Below are 24,930 nucleotides of genomic sequence, written 5' to 3' on the forward strand. Positions count from 1 at the left end.
ATTTGTCCCTCTTTGTGCAAAACAAAGAGGTTCAAAAGGGTACATCTGTTTTTTTATAGTTTACATTTTAATTGCCGATTTTAACCAGAGAGTCGTTTCCAATTCTCTGCAGATCGTAAAATAATGAAGCATGGTGATCAGAACGGCTCCCGCGTTCATGCCAAGAATGACTCCTTCCATTCCAAAACGGGATCCGAGCAAGTATATCAGTGTAAAAGAAAATACACTCGACCATATGGTATGAAGGAGAGCATCCTTCACCAATCCCAGTCCGATCAAAAAAGCTTGGAGTGGAAACACCAGGAAATGAAAAAGAAAATACGGCCAGAGCAGCTTCAAATAATAGGCCGATTCCACAGAATGAAAGAACGTTTCTGTAATATAGTCCCCAAGCAAATAGTATATGAATACTACAGGAATTCCATATCCTAATGTAATCCACATGACCTGCTTAAGGTGTGTCAGTATTCCATCAAAGTCCTTTGATGACACTTTTTCCGATACAGTCGGAATTAACACGATCAACATCGAAAAGGCAATAAATGATGGAAAAAAGCCGATGGTAAGGGCGATTCCAGCCAGCATCCCGAAATGCTCATTCGCTTCCAGCGCTCCCATACCTGAAAGAACTAACGCCCATTTGATCAAAAATGGCTGAACGGCATGGGTGAGAGCGTGGAATATCCGCAGCACGGTCGTTGGAAGCGATACAGATAATACTGACTTTCTCATTTCAATTGTTGATAATGTAGAATGGCTTTTCTTTCTATTACCCCTAATCTCGAGTACGTAAGCATGAATTAAATAAACAAAGACGACCACTTCACTGGCAATCAGCGTCCCAAGTGCTATGAAGATGGACGTATTGATACCAAAAGATAGAAAATTATAGATCGAAACCAGTAAAAATAGCTGAATTCCTTTACGCAGAAAATTTGCGACTGCAATTTTGCCCATCCGCTGGATCCCCATAAAATAGCCCCTGGTGATCGAAGTAAACGCCACAATGGGAATGACAATCAAAATGAGCCAGCGAATCCCTGGGTGGTATCCTTCAAATAAAGGAGTCCAGGCATATATGAGGACCATGAGAACTAAGAGAATGCACGTCGTGATGACCGCAAATCGAAAAGCATAGTGAAGCATGCCCCGATGATACTTTTCTTCCCGTTCGGCAAAGAACTTGGAAAGACTGATCGGCAGCTCCATACTTGATAAAATGACAATCAGAAACACAGTCGGCAGAATCGACATATATGAGCCAAGACCAGCCTCCCCAAGCTCCCGAGCCAAAATCATATTGATCACAAACTCCAAACACTCACCTAAAAAAGCCGTCACCACCAGCACCAATGTACCTCTTAAAAACAAACTCATATGTTTGTACCCTGCCTTTGTTTTAGATGGTCTATTCTATGATGGTTGTCCTGGGAATATGTGAAGGAGGACGTGATGGAAATGGAGTTAGTGCTTTATTATGGGTTTGTCATTCGCATTAGAATGTTGCTGAGGGGTATTTTTGAGTATGAGGGGGCGGTTGTTGCAGCACTTCCAACCAAACTTGTGCCACTTTCAAGCAAACTCGTGCCACTTTTCCACTTTGTTGTGCCACTTTCAGACAAACTTGTGCCAAATTGTGAACATACCGCTACATAATACCCACCGGCCTAGCTATTTTCAAAACAAAAAGCAGCCCTCCCGAGGACTGCTTTCAATCTTTTATCTAATAATGAATGTAGTTATAGAATGAGAAGGGAGCGTAGTAGTCATCGATCCCTCAGCACAGGATATTGAAATTTCTTCATTCCCGCTATTCGCATTCATAGCAACCAACACGATTTCCCCATCTGGATTTTCAAAGGACGTAGCCAATATGGAGTCATTGGAAACTTGACTTCCAATACGTCTTGCACCAGGTTTGATATATTTACTGAAATGGCCAATATAATAATAAGAACTGTTATAGTGAACCTCGTCCGTTTGAGTATCTACGATCACCGGCGCGTCACAATAATTCCTTACATGATTAGGCCCGCCTTCTTCATTCAATACCAAATTCCAATCGATCCAGGCTTCAAGATAATTGTTCAAGTCACCGATGATATTCCTGCCGTAACGCTCACCTGTATCCCATGAACCTACCTGTACCCCGCCTTCCATGCACCCTTCTGTAAAAATCAGATGCTTATCAGGAAAAGCATGATGTACTTTAGAGAGATTTTCAAACTCCTCCGACACGTACCAGTGCAAACCAGTTCCCCATACGTACTTAGCTGCTTCAGGATCAGATAATACGGCATGGGCACGCTCATATATCACATCACGATTATGGTCCCATATGATGACCTTCACATCATCATGCCCATTTTTCGCCAGGGACGGACCTAGATGATTTTTAATGAAGTCACGCTCTTCTTCTCCCGTATATAGGCAGGAATCCCACACCTGCTTTGCTTCCGGTTCATTTTGAATCGTGATGCCCCAGATTCGGATCCCCTCTTCTTCCATCGCCTCTATATACTTTGAATAATAATCAGCCCAAACAGATTCATACTCTGATAATAGTTTCCCGCCATTGTTCATTTCTCCTTTCGTCTTCATCCATGAAGGCGGGCTCCAGGGTGAAGCTACGATGGAAAGTTCTTCATCCGCCACATTCATCGCTTCTTGAATAAGAGGAATTACGAGCTTCTTCTCACGTTCGATGGAAAAGCTTTCTAACGACGTATCGCCATCCTCCACATACGTATAGTTCCCTAACGAAAAATCACAACTATTGATATGTGTTCTGCCTAAACGATAGCCCAAACCTTCTTCCGGATCGAAATACCGGTGAATGATTTCTTCCCGTTTTTCTGAGCTGATGAGGGAGAGGCTGTGAGCAGCTGCTTCGGTGAACGCGCCTCCAAACCCTATCATTTCTTGATATTTCCGCTCTGGATCAAGCTTGATATGAGTAGCAGATGGAGCTTGATCAGAAGAAAAGGAAACCGGTTCTTTTTCAGAGAACCGCTCTCCAGTATCTTTGGCTGTCAAAATTACCTTTACTTGCTTTGCATTCATTGTGCAACTTCCTCAGCATTTGTGTGAAGACCATGCTTCTCTTTATGATCCCGGATGATTTCCGCGTATCGGAAGGCGCTGTCTTTCCAAATTCGCTCTTGTGTATCAAAATCCACGTAAAGAATTCCGAATCGCTTATCATATCCGAAGCTCCACTCGAAGTTATCCATCAGTGACCATAGATAATATCCTTGAATGTTCATGCCTTCATCATTAAGGTCAGAAACGGCTTGAAGATGCAGATTCAAGTAGTCGACACGTTCCTTATCATGCACTCGTCCATTCTCCAACACATCGTCATAAGCCGCACCGTTTTCCGTTATATAGATTGGCAGATCAGTATAAACTTGTCTCAGGCGGCGGATGAGGTCTTTAAATTCATTCGGCGCGATATCCCAGCCCATCCCTGTTTTCTTATAATCAGAGTAAGCTCCTTTATGCATAAAGTCATGGGCTGCACTGAACTCGACGATTCCACGACTGTAATAATTGATGCCGAAGAAGTCACATTCAATTGAGATCAGCTTCATATCCCCTTCTTTAATAAAGTCATAGGAATGGACATATTTCGAGAATAAGTTCATCATGTCTTTCGGATATTCTCCCTTGAATACAGGATCAAGGAACCAGCGATTCGAATAACCATCCGCATTATTTGCAGCTAACGCATCGTTCACTGAATCCGTATTTGGATAAACCGGTGATAGATTCAACGTGATGCCGATGTCGGTTTGGGATTGGAATTCTTTCTTCAGCATTTCTACCGCTTTCCCGTGAGATAACAGCATGTGATGTACAGCTTTGACCGCTTCATCCATATTGGTATGACCCGGAGCATGCACCCCTTGATGGTAGCCAAGGAAGCCCGCACACCATGGTTCATTATGAGTGATCCAAGAATCGACTACCGAATCAAGCTCCGTGAAACATGCTCTGGCATATTCCAGGAACCATTGAACGGATTCACGATTGACCCATCCGCCCTCTTCATGCGCCCACATTGGCAGATCCCAATGATATAGCGTAACGGCCGGCTTGATTCCTTCTTCTTGAAGTCTTCTTGCAAGCTTTTTATAAAAGTCCATCCCTTCCTGATTGTACTTACCCTTTTCAGGAAAGATGCGTGGCCATGCAATGGAGAAACGGTACGTATCCACTCCAAGGCGTTTAATATGCTGGATGTCTTCTTCAAATCGGTGATAGTGATCACATGCGACATCACCGTTATGCTGCTTATACACTCTTCCCGGAATGTCACAGAACATATCCCAAATGGATGGAGTTCTTCCCCCTTCCTGGTGAGCTCCTTCAATTTGATACGATGATGTGGCAGTTCCAAAGGTAAATGTTTTCTCAAAATGCATATGTCATTCTCTCCTCTATTCTTTGATTGATCCTGCTGAAATGCTGTTGACGATATATTTAGATAAGAATAGGAACGCAATCATGATTGGTACGACTGAAATCGCAATCCCTAAATACATCGATCCTAAATTTTGTGCTACTTGAGATCCCTTCAAGAATCCCATCAATACTGGCAACGTATATTTTTCAGGCGAGAACAAGATCACGAGTGGCATGATGTAGTTATTCCATGATCCGATGAACGTGAAGATCGACATCGTTGCAACAGCCGGCATCATGATCGGAATCGCCACCGTATGGAAAATCTTGAACTCACTCGCACCATCGATTCGGGCCGCTTCTATTAGACTTGGATGCAAAGTCGTCTTGATGTATTGTCTGAGAAAGAACACGACAAATGGACTTGCGATCGCAGGTACGATCAATGGGATGAAGGAATCCAGTATCCCCAGGTTCTTACTTAGTTCATAAAAGCCGATAAGCCCCAATTGTCCCGGAACCATCATCATCACAAGCATGAAGACGAATAAGAAATTCTTCCCCCTGAATGTGTAAAAAGCAAATCCATAGGCAGTCAAAGCTGAAAAATATCCTGATAATACGGTCGTGAGGACAGAGATGATCAGACTATTCTTGAAACCCGACCAAATGTTTACGTATTCCATCATATTGGTATAGTTTTCAACTAAGGAACTGCCCGGGATCAAGGTGAATCCTGACAGGATCGCTTCATTCGATCTTGTTGCGTTCACAAGCATCATAAGAAATGGGATGAAGCAAATAATCGCCATCAACACAAGCAGGATATAGATAATGCTCTTCACAATGTTGTTTCTGGTCTTTAGTTTGGACTCATGTGGCAGAAGTTCGGGTTTTGGTTTTTCTATCTTCTGAGTGGACACATTTTTTTCAACCGCTGTTTTTCCCAACATGCATTACACCTTCCTTGCTTGTTTGCGTTCATTACCATACATCCCTTTGAAGACAATCGCAGAGAAAATCAAGGTAATGACAAACAATCCGTATGCTACAGCTGATGCATACCCGTAATTGTTAAACTTGAATGCTTGATTGTACAGGTACAGTACCATGGTATTCAGTGATCCATCCGGGGAACCGATTCCGTCTGTCAGAAGCATCGGCAGATCAAACAGCTGAAGGCCGCCGATCAGGGATGTGATCATGATATAAAGTAAGATTGGTTTTAATAAGGGAATGGTGATTTTTGTAAAGGTCTGCCATCGGTTTGCTCCATCGATCAAGGCAGCCTCGTAGTAGTCTTTCGAAATTCCGGAAACACCCGCCATGACCACAATGAACGAATGACCGAACCACATCCAGGTAAGGATCAGGGATACAGACAGCTGTGCAGTCGTCGGCTCGTTCAGCCAATTAATCGGTTCTGATATAAGACCTATATTTAATAGAATCATATTTAATGATCCGTGCTGCCAGTCCAGTAAGATACCAAATAGCAGAGCGACCGAACTAATCGTGATTAAATTAGGTAAATAAAAGATCGATCTGAAAAATGCCAAACCTTTTAACTTCATTCTCATATCAGAGAAGATTAATGCGAGTACAAGGGCCAGTCCTATTTGCAGGGCAAAATTGATCCCCCATATTTTCCATGTGTTAAAAAATGCTTCCACAAAATAACTGTCCGAGAGTAAACGGGCATAGTTTGCAAGACCGACAACTTCTGCTGTCCCGCTTCCTGAATAATTCGTAAAGCTATAGTAGAATGTAAGCGCAACAGGATAAATACTAAATATTAAAAAGATGATCCAAAACGGGGCAATAAAAACATAACCATATCGGTCTAATTTCTTCATTCCCCAGCCCCCCTTAGTTGTTAGTAGATTTGGCAAGTGGCATGGACCATGCCACTTGCCCTTGATTTTTTACATGTTAATTTTTTGGTACTTTTATGTCCGGATATGCGTTTTGTGCTTTTTTATAAAACTCTTTAATGGCTTCTTCTTTTGATTTCTTCCCGTCCACGTATTGCTGAACAGCGTTTCCATAGAACGTATCTAGCTGTTGATCATATTTCGTTACAATTCCAGGCTCGATTTCTTTCGCTTGTTCAAGGAAGAATTGATAGTTATTTTGACCGCCAAGGAATTCGTCACTGAAATCACCTTTGATTTCGTTTGTAACAGGTAGGTAGGACAGAACATCCCCAGTTTCTTTTGCCCAGTCTGTCAGGAATTCATCTTCCTGGGTCATCATCTTCACAAAGTCATACGCAAGTTCTTTGTTCTCTGATTTTTCGTAGACCCCTAACCATGTTCCACCCCAGAAGTACGGGCTTGGTCCATTCGTCACGGCCCAGTCCCCTGCTGTTTCTTTTACATTTGTCTTCAGGACGCTGTGAAGGCCCCACGTCGGAAGAACATATGAGAACACTTGTGTTTCTTTCTCTTTTCCATTTTCTTTCATTTTTATCGGCTTATCCATCGCTTCGAACCACGATGGAGACCACTCAGCAGCAAGAGCTGTATAGTTGTTTTCACGAAGTTTCTTTGCAGATTCCATATACTCGATCTTTTCATCTGTCAGTTGCAACTCATTTTTATCATTCACCCAAGGTTGTGGATTATTTCCTTGAGAGAACCAGCGGATCGCACCCTCATCCGGAAACATGCTGTAGCCTTTTTCCTTCATCTTCTCCGCTACTTTAAATACATTGTCCATTGAGTTCATCATGTTACCTACCTCAGTTGGATCATCTGTGCCAAGTACTTCTTTTGCAATGCTTCTTCTGTAGAAGATCCCCCCCGGAGTTGTTTGCCATGATAGGGCTCTTACGTTACCTTCTTTGTCTTTACCTAATTCAAATACGTAAGGAACATATTTATCTTTGATTTCATCTACATTGTAGGGGTCTTCCGATAAATTCTCCCAATATCCCGCATCCACCCACTGCTTAAGGAATGCAATTTCTCCCGTAAATACATCCGGTGCTCCCACGCCACTCTCTAAAACAGGTTTTAATTTCGTCGGGTAATCAGCGATTGGAACAATCGTCAATTCTACTTTTACGCCGTTTTTCTCTTCAAACTTCGTAATTGGTTTCTTCAGTTCATCCGTAAATGACCACACCTTCAAATCCACGTCTTTATCTTTCGAACTTCCCGATGATTTAGAATCTCCGGAGCAAGCTGACAATACCCCTGCCAGCAGTACAAGCGTCATAAATATTCCTAAAAACTTCTTCATCATTATCCCCCTTTGTTCTTTTCCCAATATAGTTGCGAAAGCGGTTTCGTTTCACTTCTTTTAAAAATTCCGAAACCGGTTTCGGAATTACTAAAAAATAAAAATTAATTATTTTTTTCTTTTTTTAGTGATGTGCATGATTCCCTGATGATTAGTTCTACTGGAATGATTTCCGTTGTTATGAGTTTCTTTTTTTGAATCATTTGTTTAATTAGTAACTGTCCTGCCCGAGCACCGATTCTATCCGTGTCTTGTCTGACTGTGGTTAGTTTCGGAGTGACATAGGCCGACATTTCAATGTCATCATACCCGATGATAGAGATATCTTCCGGTATTTTTAATCCCTTTTCTTTAATGGCTTCCATTGCTCCGATGGCCATATGGTCACCTGCTACAAAAACAGCAGTAGGTATCGTTTCCAGTTCTAGAAGGGACTCCATTGCTGCTCTACCTTCTTGAAAGGAAAACAATCCACCATTCACAAGGTATTCTTGATGAATCGGAAGGTTTAAATCATTCATGGCCTTAGAAAACCCTTTAATCCTTTGTGCTCCTGCATCGATCTTTGGATCTCCTGAAATATGAGCGATTCTTGTATGGCCCAATGAATGAAGATAGTTCACTGCAAGCCTCCCTCCCTCAATATTATCGGAATAGACGACGCTGCAGTTCTGATTGCTCATATCAATCACGACAATCGGCACATGATTATTAATCATGTCTTGAACCTGCGGGTCGTTAGGATCTGAACATATTACGACGATCCCATCCACAGCACGGTACATAAAATGCTCCAAATAACTAGTATCCCGATTTCGCAGATTGCGAGAGGCAAAGATTAAATCATAGCCTTCCCGTTCTACATGCTTTCGAAAACTTTCAATGAGGGCGCTAAAGAAAGGATGTTTCATCCCGACCTCGTTGTCCTCAGCGAACATTACACCGATCGTCCAGGATTTTTTTGTCGATAAAGACTGGGCGTGGGCATTTGGTAAATACCCCATTTCAGCTGCGGCCTCCAGGATTTTTTGTTTCGTTTTCTGACTCACATCTGTGTAATTGTTAAGAGCTTTAGAAACTGTCGTACTGGAAAAACCAGTCCGTTTTGCTAAGTCATAGATTGTAACCATTGTTATCTCCTCTTCATCGAAAGCGCTTTCGTTAATGTTATTATAGTCCAGACTTTTGATGGAATCAATACTATTTTTCAGAAAATTTATATAAGAGGCAACCTAAAGAAAAAAAGCAGCCCCGCAACAGGACTGCTTTCCTCAACTTACTCTTTTACTGCCTTTCGCTTCCGTCGACCAATCTTTCCTTTAATTTTCATCAGGATTTCATACACGATCGGCACAACGACAAGTGTTAATAGTGTCGAACTTGTCAGACCGCCAATCACTGTTACACCAAGTCCTTTAGAGATCAATCCACTTCCTTCAAGACCTAACGCCAATGGGAACAGTGCCCCGATTGTCGCAATGGCTGTCATAAGGATCGGGCGAAGTCGGGTGGCACCGGCTTCTAGTAACGCTTCCCTTGTTGATAGACCTTCGTTTTCTTTATGAATCACCCGGTCAATCAGGACGATTGCGTTGGTTACAACGATACCAATCAGCATGAGTGCACCAATCATGGAGGAGATACTGATTGTTTCTCCTGCGATTAATAGTCCAACCAATGCCCCGATGATCGTAAATGGCAGCGAGAACAAAATGGCAAACGGTGCAAGCCCTCCGCCGAATGTGATCACGAGGATCAAGTACACAATGGCAATGGCTGCGAGCATTGCTAATCCCAGTTGTGTGAAGGATTCCTGGATGTCTTCCGTTACTCCACCCATGTCTACATTGATACCTTCTGGCAAATCGAGTTCTTCGATTTCTTTTTGAATGGCTTGTGATGCTTTTGACACATCATCCGATTTTAATTCTCCGCTCACTTGAGCAAATACTTTTCCGTCGCGTCGTGAAACAGTATCGGATGTCTTACCTTCCTGCACTTCAACGACGTCTTTAATCGGAACTTCAATGCCCAGCGGTGATTGAATGGTTTTATCCGTCAAGTCGTTGATGCTTTCGTATTCCTCTTTTTCAACGTCTAAATAGACATTTACCTCTTCTCCATCTTTTTCAATGGTGGTGAGGACCGGACGCTGGCGTGTCTGACCAAGTTCCATTGCGATTTGACCCGCTGTCAGGCCAAGCTCACTCAGCTTTTCCTGGTCTGCGATGAACGAATACTCATCGTACGATTCAGAGATACTCGACCCTACTTTTTTGAAATCTTCTTTATCTTTCATCATAGCTTGAATTTCGTTTACAACAGGTTCGATTTCTTTCAGGGTTTCACCGTACACATATACGACAATTTCATTGCTGCCGGCACTGGCGGAGAAGTCTTGTGAAGCCCATTCCCCTTTATCTGTTGTTTCTTGAAGTTTTTTAATGACTTGTTCTTTTTCTTCAGAGAAATTCTCTGTTTCATCACTGTATTGAACATAGAATATTGCGTTGTTTGAGCTTCCCGGACTCATTGGGTTCTCTCCACCAACCGAGTACTGAATCGTTTCAGCCCCTTTACGCCCTTGGAAATACTCTTCTGCATCTTGAGCGATTTGATTTACTTCTTCTTCTGTTTGACCAGGTTCCGGTTTATACGTTGCCATGATCATCTTTTCTTCGTCTGATGGCAGGAAACTTACCCCGATGAGCGGAACCAGGAACAAGCTTCCGACCAGCATCGCGACAGCCAGGAGTGACGTGATGATTTTATGGTTCAGCGTCCAGTTCAATACGCCTTTGTACCAAATCGCTAAACGGCTTTGTTTTTCCACATGCTTCTTCCCGACACCTTTTTTAAACATCGAGTGAGCAAGCATCGGCACAATCGTTACTGCCACTAGAAGTGAAGCCAATAGGGCAAACACGATGGTCAATGCGAATGGCAGGAATAGTTCCCCGATCATTCCCTGAACCAATCCTAATGGAAGGAACACAGCGATTGTTACAATCGTGGAAGACGCGATCGGAACGAACATTTCCTTCGTTGCTTCCCGGATCAACTCTTTTCCTTTCAACAGCTCACCTTTAAGGGACATCCGTCGGTAAATGTTCTCCACTACTACGATGGAGTCATCAATGACACGTCCAATCGCTACGGTCATGGCTCCAAGAGTCATAATATTTAATGTGATATCCATCTGTTTTAAAAGTAAAATCGCGATTAACAACGATAATGGGATCGATACGACGGAGATTAGCGTCGATTTAATATCCCGTAAGAATAGCAGGATGATGATGACCGCAAATATAGCACCAAATAATGCTTTGTTCAGCATGGTACTGACTGATTCCTCAATCGGTTCGCCCTGGTCAAAGGTAGAGATGATTTCAACCCCATCCAAGCTTTTTTCAAAATCTTTCACTTCTTCTTTTACGGCGTTTACAACGTCTACCGTATTGGCGTCAGCTGTTTTCACCACTTGAAGTCCGATGGATTCCTTCCCATTGGTTCTGGAAATGGATTCAGCTTTCCCTTTCAGTTCAATATCAGCAATATCTGATAATTGTACGGTCGGGACTTTCATCCCCGCAGGTGCTTCCTGAGCCTGAGGCGTTTCTACAGGTTGACCTTGAGAAGATTGACCACCAGGCTGTTGTCCTTGCGGCGCTTCCATATTCCCGCCGGCTGAAGGCGTCACAGGAATCTTCATCTCTTTCAAATCTTCGATCGTTGTGATATTTCCATCAACCATCACAGATTTCTGACTGTCTTTAAACGTGTAAAGTCCTAATGGTGCTGTCACATCAGAACCTTTGATCATATTTTGGACCGTTTCTTCGGTTAAGCCGTATTGAACAAGCTTTTCTTGATCAAAAACGACTTGTGCTTCTTGAACTTGTTGACCTGAAACTTGAACAGATGCTACCCCGTCCACTCCTTCAAGTTGTGGTAAGATCGTTTCTTCTACAGTCGAAGTTAATTGAGCAAGAGATTGATCATCATTTGCTACACTAAGTGCGATGATCGGGAAAGCGTTAAAGCTTAGTCTTGATACTTCCGGCTCATTCACCCCTTCTGGAAAAGAGAGATCTGAAAGAGCATCTTCCACTTCAGTCTTTGCTTCGTCCATATCTTTCGAAAACTTGTATTCTATCTGAACGGCTGAAGCATTTTGATAAGACGTGGAGCTGACAACATTTACTCCATTTAAATTCTTCAAACGTTTTTCAATTGGTTCTGAAACCTTTTCCGCTACGTCTTCAGGTGTAGCTCCCGGATACACCGTCGTAACACTCACAATCGGTGTATTAATGTTTGGCAAGGTTTCGAGTTTCATATTAAATCCAGAATATAAGCCTGCAATAATGACGATGATGGTCATTAACCATACGGCAAACTTATTCTTGAGTACGAAATTAATAATACTATTCACTCTTTTAATCGTCCCTTCTCTCATTTTCTGACCGACTAGTCATAACACAATCTAATATAACTGACCGAACAGTCATAAGTCAATATACTTATAAAATAAAAGGTTTATTTTTTGTGACCAATCGGTCATAATGGAGTCAAGGAGTTTATCAAGGAGAGGAAAGCATGAAGGAAAAAGAGAAATTAATTATTGAAACATCGATTAAGCTGTTTGCCACGAAAGGGTTTAACGCTACCTCGGTTCAAGAAATCGTGAATGAGTGTGAAATATCTAAAGGTGCATTCTATTTGTATTTCAAGTCAAAGGAAGCCCTTCTGTTAGCTATCATGAACTACTATTTTAAAATGATCACAGCTAAAGTGAATGAGATTGAAAACGAGGATCTGCCTCCTTATGAAAAATTCCAAAAACAATTAGAATGTCAGTTTATTGAAATCTGCAAACATAAAGAGTTTATCATTATGCAGATCAGAGAGAATGCCATGCCGTTTAACGATGAAATCCATGATCTCCTCAGCGAGATGAAAATGGACACCCATCGTTATTATAAAAAAAGATTATATGGGATTTACGGAAAAAAAATCGAACCCTATTTCTGGGATATCACCATGATGATTCAAGGTTTTTTCCATTCTTATTTAGAATTGGTGATGCTTGATAAAATCGAATTGGATTTTTCCTATTTGTCCCGATTCATATTGAAACGTACAGATGATTTAGTGGAAGGCTTACTAAAAAGCGGGGATCAGCCTGTTCTTTCCTTTGAAAAATTGGATGATCTGGTGAAGGATTTCACTTCTTCAAACAGAATCAACGAATCCACCCTTGTTCATATGATTGAGGACTCCATAGAAATAGCGGATGATGAAAACAGCCAAATTTCATTGGAAGTCATCAAAGAAGAAATTCAAAAGGATGAGACGCGTATCGTCGTCATTAAAGGGATGATGATGAACCTTGAGGAAGACCCAACGCTTAAGCATCTGATGAATGCATTGAGGCATTATTATAAAATCTAATGACTAAAGACCCACACCTGATCAGATGTGGGTCTTTCATTTTAATTTACACTAAAACATTCTCCCTTAACTTTCCGATCCCTTCCTTACAAACCCCATACTCCAGCCAGGAGCAGCCTTCACATAAATGATCAAGGTCTTCAGTCTTTACCTTTCGGGCCGTAATGCTGATCAATGCTGATTTCATATAGATGTCTCCGTGTTTCAATCCTAAATGGTGAAGAACCTTGCTGTCTAACGATAGAACATGGTCATTGGAGTCCGCACTTTTTTCACATGCTGATCTCCCCTTATGAGGGCAGGCCTGGCAGGCGTCATCGAAGGACTGAACAACCTGGATGGGAAAGTCCAATTCCTCGTTTCGTATCTCTCCCACTATGTCTGCCATCACCTTAACGAATTCAGTACTGTACCCCATACCTTGAAACCCGTGAGTACAAAGTAGATGATGACCTCTTAGTATCCTCTTCATGGAATCCCCCTTTTTAAAGGTTTTGAATTTGATCCGATTCATGGATGGTTACTTTATCACTGCCAGAGCCATTGGCGGCACGGTACATTCCATAGGCCACCTGACGACCTGAAATGCTTCTGTATTTTTTCAACTTCCCTACCATCACCGGACGGATGGCTCTGGAGAAGATTTCTCCCGCTTTTTCCCCCAAGCGGAATTCATCTCTCTCTCCTAAAAGAAGGGATGGCCTGAAAATGTGCAGTACGGGATAATACAACGCTATTAAGTCTTCCTCCAACTCTCCTTTCACCTTACTATAAAAGAACGGTGAACCCGAGCTCGCCCCAATAGCTGATATGACCATATATTGTTTGGCTCCATGGTCTTTACCGAGCCTCCCCAGTTGAACGGGGTACTCATAATCTACCTTTCTAAACGCTTCCTTTGTCTGCGCTTTCTTAATAGTCGTTCCTAGACAACAGAAAACATCGTCGATTTCCTCGTGGGGAAGGAGCTTCATCTGATCGAATGGGATGATTCGTTCATCCAACTTTTCATGTTCCACTCCACTGCTCCTTCTCACGAACGAAATCACTTTTTTATACTCGGGACTCTTGATCAGTATTTCAATCAAATGGGAACCGACTAATCCAGTGGACCCTACTACCAACGCTACTTTCGACATTTTCATTCCTCTCTTCCAAGTAACTATGTCTTATACCTCTAGTATAGGGCTTTTTTATGTATTTGGACGATAGTAAATCAAAAAAGGTGCCAATCATGTGACTGACACTTCTTTGCAGTTATTTATTCTCATATCACCTATAACTCTTCATCTTCAAAAAATTGCTGTAATTTCTCATCTTGTTCGGGATCTGCATTTTCAGACGCATACGGATTGTCCTTGACACCTGCCGTATCCATATTTGTTTTAATTGCGAAAAACGGTCCTTTCGGTTCCTCTGCGATGACACGGTCGTTTAACTGTTTGAAATCCGGCATGTCTTTATTTCCTTTATTCACTTCATCTTCCCTCTTCAATCATTCCACCACCATTCTTATAAGCGATTAGAATAATATCCTCGTTCGTTTGCTGACGAAGTTCACTTTCCATATTCTGCACTTGATTCAACGTATCTTCTGATAGGTTTGCCACCGGAAACTCTTTATTCATCATCTTCCTTCACCTCTTAACTATTTTCGTTTGCTTGTCCGAGTTCTTTTTCTGCAATGAACCCGTTCCCTTCCTCAATTGCATGATGTTCCTCTACTGACTCTCCCGGAACATACACTTGACTGGGATTACGAAGCTGGTTATTCATTGTGAATTCCGGATTTAACGGCGTGTCCATCCGGAACTCTTCAGGTTTCTTATGATCTCTCATTTATTCCACCTCCATTATTTAGTATGGCTACTGATAAAAGAATCATCCAAACTTCATACAGCTCAAAAAAAAGCGTTAAGCAACTTAAGCTGCTTAACGCCACATTCATCTTCAAACCCACGTATAATCCCTTCCCCAGCTATCCCGGGCAAGATCTTTGATTTCATCGACAATTTCATTTTCCACAGCAAAGGCATCTCCCTGTTCATAAGGGTTGTAGTGGAAAGCGTATAGGCGGGAAACAAACTCGTGAAACGGAAGAGAGCATTCTCCTTCCAGTTCCCCGTTTTCCATGACGGAAGGTTCTATGCCCTGCCCCCAGTTCTGAGAGCCATCGTTATTCGGATTATAGAAGTAGATCCGGTATTCGCCATTGGGATCCTGGGTGATTCTCAGAATCGAAACGGCATGGAACCCAAGGAGCTTTCCATGAACATTTGTAATGAAGATCCCGACAGGATTCGGATAGATCAATCCGTAGTCATCATTGTATTCCGGATGATGAGTGGCATAGAACAAACGAACGAACCCGGCATAGTCTGAGATGAGGCCTGTTAGTGAATCAATGACCGTGCTGAATCCTTTTTGAACCCAATCTCCATAGAACTCCGGATTCACCCAGCGGTGTCCATCTTCCCCTCTGAGCGATACACGTCTCATCATCTCACTATATATACGATCAAGATGAGGAACGAGAACAAGTGACACAGGATCAAGCTCTTGATGAAGCTCAGGTGCCAGCCCTCCACTTAATTCTTTGGAATGGACCGGTGTTCCTTCAAACATTATATCGATATCTCCATCCCTTGCAGCCCGTGGAATCAGTTCGAGTAAGTATCCTGGAGCATGCTGTGCCCAAAGGCTGATTCCCCGCGCTGTTTGACAAGTCGGATTTAGGCCTTGGCCAATCCCGATCGGTTGACCGAGGACATTGATGACACCGGCCAGAAGGACAGAATTTGCTGTAATTCCGTCTCCAGCTTTACACGAATTAAGGAGTGTCTTCCGAACTTCCGGTCGAATATCGAGCTCAATCAGCCTTTTCAATCCCGGTGATACTGGAGATGACGATAATACACCCCGCTCAAGCATAAGAGCGAGTCCATAAACCGATTGCTTTGTGGCTGGATAGATCGCTACTTTTATGAGCTGGAATACAAGTTCCTTATGTTCATCCAAGTTTGCTTTTCCTTTGTCATTTAAGTGCAGGGCAGCCGGAACAAGGTCTTGAACTTTTCTGCTCAGGAACCTTAACAGGATGGCATGCTGAGGGGCGACCAATCCTGTTTCACGCATTGAACTCGCAAATGCCACTGCTTCTTTCTCGAGCTCTTCCTTGGACAGGTTCATCAACTTTTTTCGGTACTCACCTGGCTGAACAATGCTTTTACTGATTGGTGATGGACCTTCAATGGCCGAAACATACTTCTCCAACACAAGGCGTTCCGCTACGCTTAAATCTGAATGAAGCATTTTTTTGGCCGTTTCGATCATTGACACGGTCCTTTTTACCATGATCGGACGCTGTGCTGTCAAACGTTCGATTTCTTTAATCAGTGTAGTTGTAAGTGCTTGATAGGAAAGCTTATCAGATAGAAATCGAAATAATTCCGTTGCCCTTTCACTCTGCTCTCCCCCTTCAATCCGTGCTGCTTCTGTTGCTTCAGGGAAAAGCAGGTTCAGATTCAGAACCATTACTTCATTGAGGAAATCCTCTGCCATTTCAGTCGAAACATCGGGATGTTTATACTGTCCTTCTGCAATGGAGAGCATTCTTAACTCACTGAGAATTTCAATGATCGAAGGAAGCCCCTTCGCTTGAAGAGAACCGGCCACAAGTGGTGGTTGGAGCTTGGACGCCTTTTCCCAGGGGCCGTCCTGGAAGACCCCGGCTTTTTCAAAGCGACTTGCGCTCCGATATAGAATCTCCAATCCTTCATCCATATCCAACAATCTTTGCGCTTCCTGATAGACGTCAGTTTGATACATTGATTTCGCAAATGAAGCTGCGCTCTCCAGTTCATTAAGCGCTTGCAGAAATCGATCTTCCAGCTTAGACGTTAATTCAAATGCCATTTCAAAACTCCTTTATCGATCAAAATACCAGTGAATGGGAGAATTAAATATAGAAGTTAAACTGTTCGTATTCCTTTAATAGATCCCTCATGATTTCACTGTCTTCCCCGTAGAAGAAGATCGTTCCGTAATGATTACCGAAGCCGATTCGCTGAGCTACCTTCCCTTGAGCAGGACTGAACATATCATGTTTTTCAAAATAGGCATGGTTCTCCAATTCATCGGGTACCTCCAGTTTCTCCACATAATTAACATGAGGGTGGACCATTAAACAACCTGCATGGGCTTTTACCTTTTCACCTGTAGAAGGGAAAAACTCTCTAAGCTCTTCTTCTGTTGTATTGGGGTCACTGCAAAGGATTTGAGCTTGATATGCATTAAATCCATAAGCCCTCTCAATCAAATCAAAGATATGTCCGCCGGGGACTCTGGCTGCGACTTCACCAAAATGAAGAGTACCATCGGACGTAATGAAATATTCCGGATGAATAACACCGTATTCAATCTCAAACGCATCAATGAGCTGTTGAATCGCCTCTCGGATGATCGGACGCTTTTCCTCAAGGCTTGGAGATGCCGGTACGAAATTAGAGTAGCCTAATCGCACATACTCCGTTATATTTAAAAATTGGATCTTTCCATCATGAATAAACGCTTCACACGAAAATTCCTGTCCGTCTAAATGACTTTCCATCAGAAGCGGAAACTCCGAATCGGTGAGAGCATCGATATCTTCCGGATTCTCAATGGCACGGTGTCCGACAGACCCTGCTTTATCAAGAGGTTTTACGTGAATGGGGTCGTTCTTATCTCCTTCGACTTTCAGAAGGGCTTCATTCACACGTTTCAGGAACCTCCTTACATCTTCCTTATCCCGTGCTTCTTCAAATACGCCTACTTTGATTCCGGCAATTTGCGCTTTACGCTTCATCATCCCTTTATCTCTTAATAGAAGAGAACGATTGAAGACGCGGGGTTCGTTACGGAAACGGGAGTTTAATGCCCCGGACCACTCCACACACTCTTCATACAAAGGAACGGCCACTTCCGCACCCATTGCTTTCAGCTGTTTATAAAGATGATCTGAACCTTCATTTAATCGATCGAAGTCCCAACCGATAAAGGCAATATCATGTTTTTCTGCATATGCCTCAAAATCAGGGGGGCCAACAACGACGAAAGGCCTATTAAGCTTCGTACACGCTTCGATTGCCGGCAGACTCCAACCGATCAATGCCGTTAGATAGGGTTTGGTTTTTTCCTTTCGATCCACGTTCTGTTCTGCTTGCTGTAATTCAAGTTGATCTAGTCCCATATTTTCCTCTCCCCTTGTCACGTATTTATTCAGATTCCTCTTTAGCATAACAAAGCAGATTGGGAGAATGAAGTATTTTGCTGAATTTTCAATCTATTCGACAAATAAAGTGGTAAAGTGACATAATCAGCGGGGATGTTCTCCAATAAAAAACCCCAAATGCGTTCAGCATCAGGGGTCCTTTCTTCTATCATTCACCTAAATCAACATTATGATAAACCTGCTGAACATCTTCCAAATCTTCGATCGCATCAATCATTTTTTCGAATTGAGCTTGACCCTCTTCTGGAAGTTCGACATCATTCTGCGCAAGCATTGTCAGTTCCGCTACTGTAAACTCAGTGACACCTGCACCTTTAAACGCTTCTTGAACCGCATGGAATTGATCTGGTTCAGCGTAAACGATCACAGCATCATCTTCCTCGATAATATCACGTGCGTCTACATCCGCTTCCATCAGAATCTCCATTACTTCTTCTTCTGATTTCCCTTCAATACCGATTACGGCTGTTGCATCGAACATATACGCTACAGATCCACTCACACCCATATTACCGCCATTTTTGCCGAAAGCAGCACGCACTTCGGATGCAGTTCGGTTTACATTGTTCGTCAGGGCATCAACAATGACCATGGAACCATTCGGTCCGAAGCCTTCATAGCGTAGTTCGTCATAGTTCTCTTCTGAACCACCCTTTGCCTTTTCGATGGCACGGTCCACGATGTGTTTCGGCACGCTGTATGTTTTCGCACGCTCAAGTACAAATTTCAGCGTTTGGTTCAGTTCAGGATCCGGCTCACCTTGCTTGGCCGCAACATAGATCTCACGACCGAACTTCGCATAAATACGACTAGTATTCGCATCCTTAGACGCTTTCTTTTCTTTAATATTATTCCATTTACGACCCATATTGTTTCACTCTCTTTCGGATTTATCTATAGATACTTTCACTCTTAAAAGGTATTTTCGTTTCTATTATACATGAAAACAACCATTTTTGGCTAAGTAGATTCATTGCCACTCTTACCTAAAGAAAGCCGACTCAGACGAGTCAGCTTCCTTCCTGGTATGCACTTATCGCTTCATATTCTTCTTCCAACAAACGTGGAACGCGAATAAAGATAGGCATCAGCTTCGTATAAGCTTCCGTTGCTTTCGGATCTGGTTGATGGGAATGTACAGAGCCGACCATCTCACTCACTTCTTCCAGTGAGTCAATCATCCCTTTGCCATACATCCCAAGGACAACCGCTCCAAGACATGAGCTTTCGAAGCTTTCCGGCACTTCCACTTCCTGATCAAATACATCAGCGAGCATTTGACGCCAAATTTCCGAGCGGGCAAATCCACCCGTTGCCTGGACCCTTTTCGGTGTTCCGATTAATTCTTCCAGCGCCAGAAGAACGCTGTATAAATTCATGACAATTCCCTCTAACACTGCACGGATCATATGCTCTTTTTTGTGATGCATACCGAGTCCAAAGAATGAACCACGGGCTTTTGCGTTCCAAAGAGGGGCCCGTTCGCCTGCCATATATGGATGGAAGAGCAATCCTTCCGAGCCCGGTTCTACTTTAGATGCAATATCCGTAAGTACTTCGTAAGGATCTTTTCCTAACCGGCTCGCCACTTCAACCTCTGCAGAAGCCAGTTCGTCCCTCACCCAACGAAAGATCATGCCACCGTTATTGACAGGCCCGCCAATCACCCAATGATTATCCGTCAAGGCATAACAGAAAATGCGGCCTTTAGGATCCGTTACAGGACGGTCCGTTACAGCACGTATCGCACCACTCGTTCCGATCGTAACGGCTACGACACCCGGTTCAATGGCATTGACGCCAAGATTCGATAGGACTCCGTCACTAGCTCCGACGACAAACGGTGTGTCGGCTGATAAGCCCATCATGTCCGTGTACTCAGATTTCAATCCAACTAAGCTCTCAGTCGTTGAGACAGGAACCGAAAGTTGATCCTTGGTGACACCTGCCACCTTCAACGCTTCTTCATCCCAAGCCAGGTTTTCCAGATGGAACATACCTGTTGCAGATGCGATTGAATAATCCACAACATATTTTCCGAAAAAGCGATGGAACACAAATTCTTTTATGGAAATGAACTTGGCTGCCTTGGAAACTAATTCGGGTTCTTCATGCTGCAGCCATGCAAGCTTTACAAGCGGGGACATCGGGTGAATAGGAGTCCCTGTTCTACGATAAATCTCCAAACCATTCATTTCTTTTTTTATCTTATCCGCCCATTCGGCACTTCGGTTATCAGCCCAAGTAATGGAAGGAGTCAGAGGCTGGTCCTTCTCATCCACTAGGATTAAGCTGTGCATGGCAGAGCTGAACGACACAAACGAAATTTTCTCACTTGTTTTCGAAGTCACTTCCTTTATACAACTGATGACGGCACGGAAGATTTCTTCGGGATCTTGTTCGGCGGTTCCCGGTGCTGGTGTATGTAATGGATATTCGACCCCATGACGATCGATCGCTTCTCCCTTTTCATTAAAAAGTACTGCTTTTGTACTGGTTGTCCCGATATCGACACCAATCATGAATTTTGACATCTTAGTTCCTCCTAAATAAATAGAGAAAAGGAAGAAGCGACACGGCTCTTCCCTCTTCCACTATATTCTATCCTATTTTAACCAATGAATATCCCTATAATGAATACTACAGTAAACCCTACAAACCCGATGAGCGTTTCCATCATCGTCCATGATTTTAACGTATCTTTCACATCTAATCCAAAATAACGGTTCACTAGCCAGAATCCGCTGTCATTCACATGAGAGAAGACAGTTGCTCCTGCTGCAATGGAAATGACCATTAAACCAAGGACCGGACCTTCTAAACCAAGAGTGGAAATTAATGGACTCATTAGTCCCGCTGCCGTGACCATGGATACTGTCGCTGAACCTTGTGCCACACGAACGACCATGGCAATTAAGAAAGCAAGGGCAATCGGAGGCAAGCTTGATCCTGCCATCATTTCACCAAGTACTTCACCGACACCTGAGTCGATCAGAACTTGCTTGAACACTCCACCGGCACCTGTAACAAGGATGATGATCCCAGCCGGTTCAAGTGCTTTCGTCGCAATATCCTGAACGTCCTGACGGGAATATCCACGTCTCGTTCCTAATAATGTAAACGTCAATAGAGTCGCAATCGTTAACGCTACGAACGGATGACCCAAGAAAGTCAAGATTGAACGAATGGTATTTCCTTCATCTAATAGAACACCCGAAAGCGTATTCAATAAGATCAACACTAAAGGAATCGAGATAAGTGACGCAATCATTGCAAAGCTCGGAAGCTCTTTATCATACTCGATCTCTTCCACTTGCATATAATCCGGAACCACTGCATGAATTCGTTTCGAAATGAATTTTGCAAAAAGTGGACCAGCGATAATCATGGATGGAATACCGGCAAGAGTACCGAATAAGATAACCCAGCCAAGATCAGCACCGATTAAATCAGCTACAGCAATCGGTCCTGGAGTTGGCGGAATGAAGCTGTGTGTTACAGCAAGTCCCGCAAGTAAAGGAATCCCATAGTATAATAGGGACTTCCCAGTTTTCTTTGCCAATCCGTATACGATCGGTACAAGAATGATGAATCCTACATCGAAGAATACCGGAATGGCTACTAAGAAACCTGTAATACCCAACGACCACTGCGCTTTATCTTCACCAAATTTATTAATCAGGGTTTGAGCCAATCGTTCCGCTCCACCTGAAACTTCAAGCATACGACCGAACATTGCGCCTAAACCAACAACGACAGCGACAAACCCGAGGGTCCCGCCCATCCCGCTTTGTATCGAAGCGACAACTTCCTGGAGAGGCATCCCTGCGGCGATCCCTACAATTAAACTTACTAATAATAGGGCAACGAAAGCATGAAGCTTCGTTTTGATAACTAAAAATAATAGAAGAAAAATTCCGGCTAATGCAACTAAAATGAGCATTTGATCAGACATCTCTATCCCTACCTTTCTTTCATGACGACAGCTTGGCTGCCAGATTTTTTTATAACGATTGATCCTGACTACCCGGGAAAGTAAAACGTTTACAATTTCCTCTATGTAACTTCTACTCTCTGACCTGCTAAACAGAGATGGCTTAAAGAAGGTGCATTTCGTAGTTTAAGATAATCAGGAAAATTATTTTCTGTATATCTCTATTATAAAAAATATTTTTCTTTTTGCAACCGTTTACAGAAATTATTTTTATTTTTCTAGTATTCTTGTATAATAAAATTATGAAAACCCTTACAGGAGTGAAGTCTATGAGTCAACATCAGCATTGTCTAGCGAGTATACGTTCACACTATCCTCAATTTAGCGTGACCGAGAAGAAAATTGCCGACTATATACTTGAAAATCCAACAGAGATCATCCATTCGACGATTAATGGTTTGGCAGAAGATTTAGGAGTCGCGGACTCCACTGTCTTTCGTTTTTGTAAGCGAATCGGCTTTAAAGGTTATCAAGCGATGAAAATTGCACTTGCCTCAGAAATCGTGACGGGGCTTAAGGACATACACGAGCGGGTTGATGAAGGGGACTCTGCTCAAACCATTGCCACAAAAGTATTCCGATCCAATATTAAAACCATTGAGGATACATTGATGGTAGTCGATGAGAGAAAGCTTACGAAAGCCGTGGACATAATGTCGAATGCCCGATCAATCGAATTTTTCGGCAGTGGCGGATCAGGCGTCATCGCCCTTGACGCGTATCATAAGTTCATTCGAACAGGTCTACGTGTTCATGCCGCAAGCGACAGTCATATCCAGCTGATGACCGCTTCCCAAATGACGAGTGAAGATTGTGCCGTATTTATCTCCCATTCCGGTTCAACAAAAGATATTCTCCAGGTTCTTGATATTGTCAAGGAAACCGGGGCCAAGACGATCTGCATCACCAATTTTGCCAAATCGCCTTTGAGCCAAAGAGTCGATACATCGCTTTTCACCGTGTCCGAAGAAACCGACTACCGTTCCGAGGCCCTCTCTTCCCGTATTGCGCAATTAACTTTAATTGATGCTCTGTACGTAAACCTGATGATGAGAAGAGAAATTGAGGGTCAGGATGCACTCCGGAAAATGAGGAAGGCTATTTCGGTTAAAAGACTATAAAAAAGGTTGATCAGTTTGAAACTGATCAACCTTTTCTTATGCTATCGGAATTTAATCAAGATGACTCATTAACGATTCTTCGTACTCCGTTATAGCTTCATCCAACATTCGCAGCCCATCATCAATTTGTTCTTTCGTTACAGTAAGTGGCGGTATCATACGGATCACTTCACTATGATTGCCGCACAGGTAGAATAACACTCCTTTTTCAAGAGCCAGGTCAAGGATGTTCATTAAACCTTCCCGATTCGGATTCCCTGATTGAGGATGAACGATTTCAATTCCAATCATCAACCCCACAGCACGAATACTGCCGATTACGTTATGTTTTTCCTTCAGGAGTTCAAGCCTTGATACTGCATAAGCCCCCATTGTTTTCGTATTATCGAGAAGATTTTCTTCCTTCATGACTTCTAATGTAGCAAGTCCAACGGAACACGCAATCGGATTTCCTCCAAACGTCGTCCCATGGCTCCCAAGAGGCCATTGTTTCATGAGCTTATTCGATGCGACCGTCGCGCTCAAGGGAAGCCCCGAGGCAATCCCTTTTGCAATCGCCATGATATCCGGTGTTACATCGAAGGTTTGAGCCGCAAACCAATTCCCCGTACGTCCAAAGCCTGTTTGGACTTCATCGAAAATCAGTAAAATATCGTGACGATCACAAATCTCCCTTACCTTTTTAAGCCATGCTTTCGGAGGAACGATGTACCCGCCTTCACCAAGGACGGGTTCTAATATGATACACGCTACCTCTTCAGGTGTGACCTGATGATTAAAGAGAGTTTCGAAATCCTTTTCAAGCTTATCAACAACATATTGGACTGAGTCCACTCCCTCAGGACACTCTCTTTCGTTCGCATATGGAACCTGATATGTCAGGCCTGATGGCTGCATAAACTTTCGATACTTACTTTTAGAAGTCGTGACACTTAACGCACCGAGTGAACGGCCGTGAAAACAGCCGGTAAAGGAAACGACATAAGGTCGCTGCGTTACATATTTAGCAAGTTTGATTCCTCCCTCGATCGCTTCCGTCCCACTATTGGCAAAGAAGAAACTATCTAAGTCTCCCGGAAGAATCTCCGCAAGCTCATCAGCCAATCGAAGGATCGATTCATACATGATGACTCCTGAAGGACCGTGCATCAGCCCATCTGCTGCATCTTTAATCGCTTGTACAATCTTTGGATGACGATGTCCAACATTCGTTACGGCAATTCCAGAGGTGAAATCAAGATATTTCTTTCCGTCCAACCCGTAGTAATAGCACCCCTCTTCTTTTACTACGGGTAAGTTCGGGTGATCCTTTGCCATACTGGGTGCCAGACGATTAGGCATATTTTGAATAAGCTGTTCAAACGTTCGTTCCATTCTAGTAACCTCCATATATGTGACTGACAAATTTGTTTTTACATAACGTTCTTTTCTCAAAG

22 protein-coding genes are annotated in these 24,930 nt (G+C 43.0%); 3 read left to right on the forward strand and 19 right to left on the reverse strand.

Annotated features, from left to right (window positions below; genetic code table 11):
• Window positions 1–60: 60 nt before the first annotated feature.
• Window positions 61–1,377, reverse strand: coding sequence for an oligosaccharide flippase family protein (locus tag RSX31_RS13470; RefSeq protein ID WP_315634883.1), 1,317 nt, complete (start codon window positions 1,375–1,377; stop codon window positions 61–63).
• 75 nt (window positions 1,378–1,452) lie between these two features.
• On the opposite strand from RSX31_RS13470, the gene RSX31_RS13475 reads away from it, so the two are divergent.
• On the forward strand, window positions 1,453–1,656 hold the full coding sequence (locus tag RSX31_RS13475) for a hypothetical protein (protein ID WP_315634884.1): 204 nt from the start codon (window positions 1,453–1,455) through the stop codon (window positions 1,654–1,656).
• A 63-nt stretch (window positions 1,657–1,719) separates the two neighbouring features.
• Here RSX31_RS13475 and RSX31_RS13480 read toward each other — a convergent pair whose 3' ends face one another.
• The 7 genes from RSX31_RS13480 to RSX31_RS13510 form a co-directional block, all read right to left on the reverse strand.
• A complete protein-coding gene (locus RSX31_RS13480; RefSeq protein WP_315634885.1) occupies window positions 1,720–3,063 on the reverse strand; it encodes a glycoside hydrolase family 30 protein in 1,344 nt (447 codons plus the stop codon).
• On the reverse strand, window positions 3,060–4,427 hold the full coding sequence (locus RSX31_RS13485; RefSeq protein WP_148995019.1) for a GH1 family beta-glucosidase: 1,368 nt from the start codon (window positions 4,425–4,427) through the stop codon (window positions 3,060–3,062). The genes RSX31_RS13480 and RSX31_RS13485 overlap by 4 nt, the downstream gene beginning before the upstream one ends.
• Window positions 4,428–4,442: 15 nt before the next feature.
• On the reverse strand, window positions 4,443–5,219 hold the full coding sequence (locus RSX31_RS13490) for a carbohydrate ABC transporter permease (RefSeq protein WP_262371858.1): 777 nt from the start codon (window positions 5,217–5,219) through the stop codon (window positions 4,443–4,445).
• A gap of 144 nt (window positions 5,220–5,363) precedes the next feature.
• Window positions 5,364–6,263, reverse strand: a complete 900-nt coding sequence (locus tag RSX31_RS13495) for a carbohydrate ABC transporter permease (protein ID WP_148995020.1) — start codon at window positions 6,261–6,263, stop codon at window positions 5,364–5,366.
• A gap of 76 nt (window positions 6,264–6,339) precedes the next feature.
• Window positions 6,340–7,653, reverse strand: a complete 1,314-nt coding sequence (locus RSX31_RS13500; protein ID WP_315634886.1) for an ABC transporter substrate-binding protein — start codon at window positions 7,651–7,653, stop codon at window positions 6,340–6,342.
• Window positions 7,654–7,757: 104 nt separating this feature from the next.
• Window positions 7,758–8,783: a LacI family DNA-binding transcriptional regulator gene (locus RSX31_RS13505; protein WP_315634887.1), complete on the reverse strand. Its 1,026-nt coding sequence runs from the start codon at window positions 8,781–8,783 to the stop codon at window positions 7,758–7,760.
• A gap of 146 nt (window positions 8,784–8,929) precedes the next feature.
• Complete coding sequence (locus RSX31_RS13510) at window positions 8,930–12,088, reverse strand: efflux RND transporter permease subunit (RefSeq protein ID WP_315634888.1); 3,159 nt, start codon at window positions 12,086–12,088, stop codon at window positions 8,930–8,932.
• A 164-nt stretch (window positions 12,089–12,252) separates the two neighbouring features.
• Here RSX31_RS13510 and RSX31_RS13515 point away from each other — a divergent pair, with 164 nt between their 5' ends.
• On the forward strand, window positions 12,253–13,107 hold the full coding sequence (locus tag RSX31_RS13515; protein ID WP_315634889.1) for a TetR/AcrR family transcriptional regulator: 855 nt from the start codon (window positions 12,253–12,255) through the stop codon (window positions 13,105–13,107).
• 46 nt (window positions 13,108–13,153) lie between these two features.
• On the opposite strand, the gene RSX31_RS13520 is transcribed toward RSX31_RS13515, so the two are convergent.
• The 10 genes from RSX31_RS13520 to RSX31_RS13565 form a co-directional block, all read right to left on the reverse strand.
• Window positions 13,154–13,579 (reverse strand): DUF1284 domain-containing protein, encoded by a 426-nt coding sequence (locus tag RSX31_RS13520; protein WP_315634890.1) that lies wholly within the window; start codon window positions 13,577–13,579, stop codon window positions 13,154–13,156.
• 13 nt (window positions 13,580–13,592) lie between these two features.
• On the reverse strand, window positions 13,593–14,246 hold the full coding sequence (locus RSX31_RS13525; protein WP_282137598.1) for an NAD-dependent epimerase/dehydratase family protein: 654 nt from the start codon (window positions 14,244–14,246) through the stop codon (window positions 13,593–13,595).
• Between the two features lie 137 nt (window positions 14,247–14,383).
• Entirely contained in the window at window positions 14,384–14,602 is a 219-nt protein-coding gene (locus RSX31_RS13530) for a hypothetical protein (protein ID WP_315634891.1), read from the reverse strand.
• The gene (locus RSX31_RS13535; protein WP_187443615.1) at window positions 14,586–14,735 is read right to left on the reverse strand and encodes a hypothetical protein; all 150 of its coding nucleotides are present in this window, start codon (window positions 14,733–14,735) and stop codon (window positions 14,586–14,588) included. Before RSX31_RS13535 ends, RSX31_RS13530 begins: the two co-directional genes overlap by 17 nt.
• A 16-nt stretch (window positions 14,736–14,751) precedes the next feature.
• Window positions 14,752–14,946 carry a hypothetical protein gene (locus RSX31_RS13540; protein ID WP_148995027.1) on the reverse strand — a complete coding sequence of 65 codons (195 nt, stop codon included), beginning with the start codon at window positions 14,944–14,946 and terminating at the stop codon, window positions 14,752–14,754.
• Between the two features lie 111 nt (window positions 14,947–15,057).
• Complete coding sequence (locus RSX31_RS13545) at window positions 15,058–17,022, reverse strand: hypothetical protein (protein WP_315634892.1); 1,965 nt, start codon at window positions 17,020–17,022, stop codon at window positions 15,058–15,060.
• Window positions 17,023–17,065: 43 nt separating this feature from the next.
• Window positions 17,066–18,337, reverse strand: a complete 1,272-nt coding sequence (locus tag RSX31_RS13550) for an ATP-grasp domain-containing protein (protein ID WP_315634893.1) — start codon at window positions 18,335–18,337, stop codon at window positions 17,066–17,068.
• A 190-nt stretch (window positions 18,338–18,527) separates the two neighbouring features.
• Entirely contained in the window at window positions 18,528–19,247 is a 720-nt protein-coding gene (locus RSX31_RS13555) for a YebC/PmpR family DNA-binding transcriptional regulator (RefSeq protein WP_315634894.1), read from the reverse strand.
• 142 nt (window positions 19,248–19,389) lie between these two features.
• Entirely contained in the window at window positions 19,390–20,901 is a 1,512-nt protein-coding gene (gene gntK, locus RSX31_RS13560; RefSeq protein ID WP_315634952.1) for a gluconokinase, read from the reverse strand.
• An 89-nt stretch (window positions 20,902–20,990) separates the two neighbouring features.
• Window positions 20,991–22,334 carry a GntP family permease gene (locus RSX31_RS13565; protein ID WP_148967323.1) on the reverse strand — a complete coding sequence of 448 codons (1,344 nt, stop codon included), beginning with the start codon at window positions 22,332–22,334 and terminating at the stop codon, window positions 20,991–20,993.
• Between the two features lie 308 nt (window positions 22,335–22,642).
• On the opposite strand from RSX31_RS13565, the gene RSX31_RS13570 reads away from it, so the two are divergent.
• A complete protein-coding gene (locus RSX31_RS13570) occupies window positions 22,643–23,494 on the forward strand; it encodes a MurR/RpiR family transcriptional regulator (RefSeq protein WP_315634895.1) in 852 nt (283 codons plus the stop codon).
• A 51-nt stretch (window positions 23,495–23,545) separates the two neighbouring features.
• Here the strand turns inward: RSX31_RS13570 and RSX31_RS13575 are convergent, their stop codons facing one another.
• Window positions 23,546–24,868, reverse strand: coding sequence for an aspartate aminotransferase family protein (locus RSX31_RS13575; RefSeq protein ID WP_315634896.1), 1,323 nt, complete (start codon window positions 24,866–24,868; stop codon window positions 23,546–23,548).
• Window positions 24,869–24,930: the final 62 nt, after the last annotated feature.

The sequence above is a fragment of the Rossellomorea yichunensis genome, assembly GCF_032337515.1.
GTDB classification, from domain to species: Bacteria; Bacillota; Bacilli; order Bacillales; family Bacillaceae_B; genus Rossellomorea; species Rossellomorea yichunensis.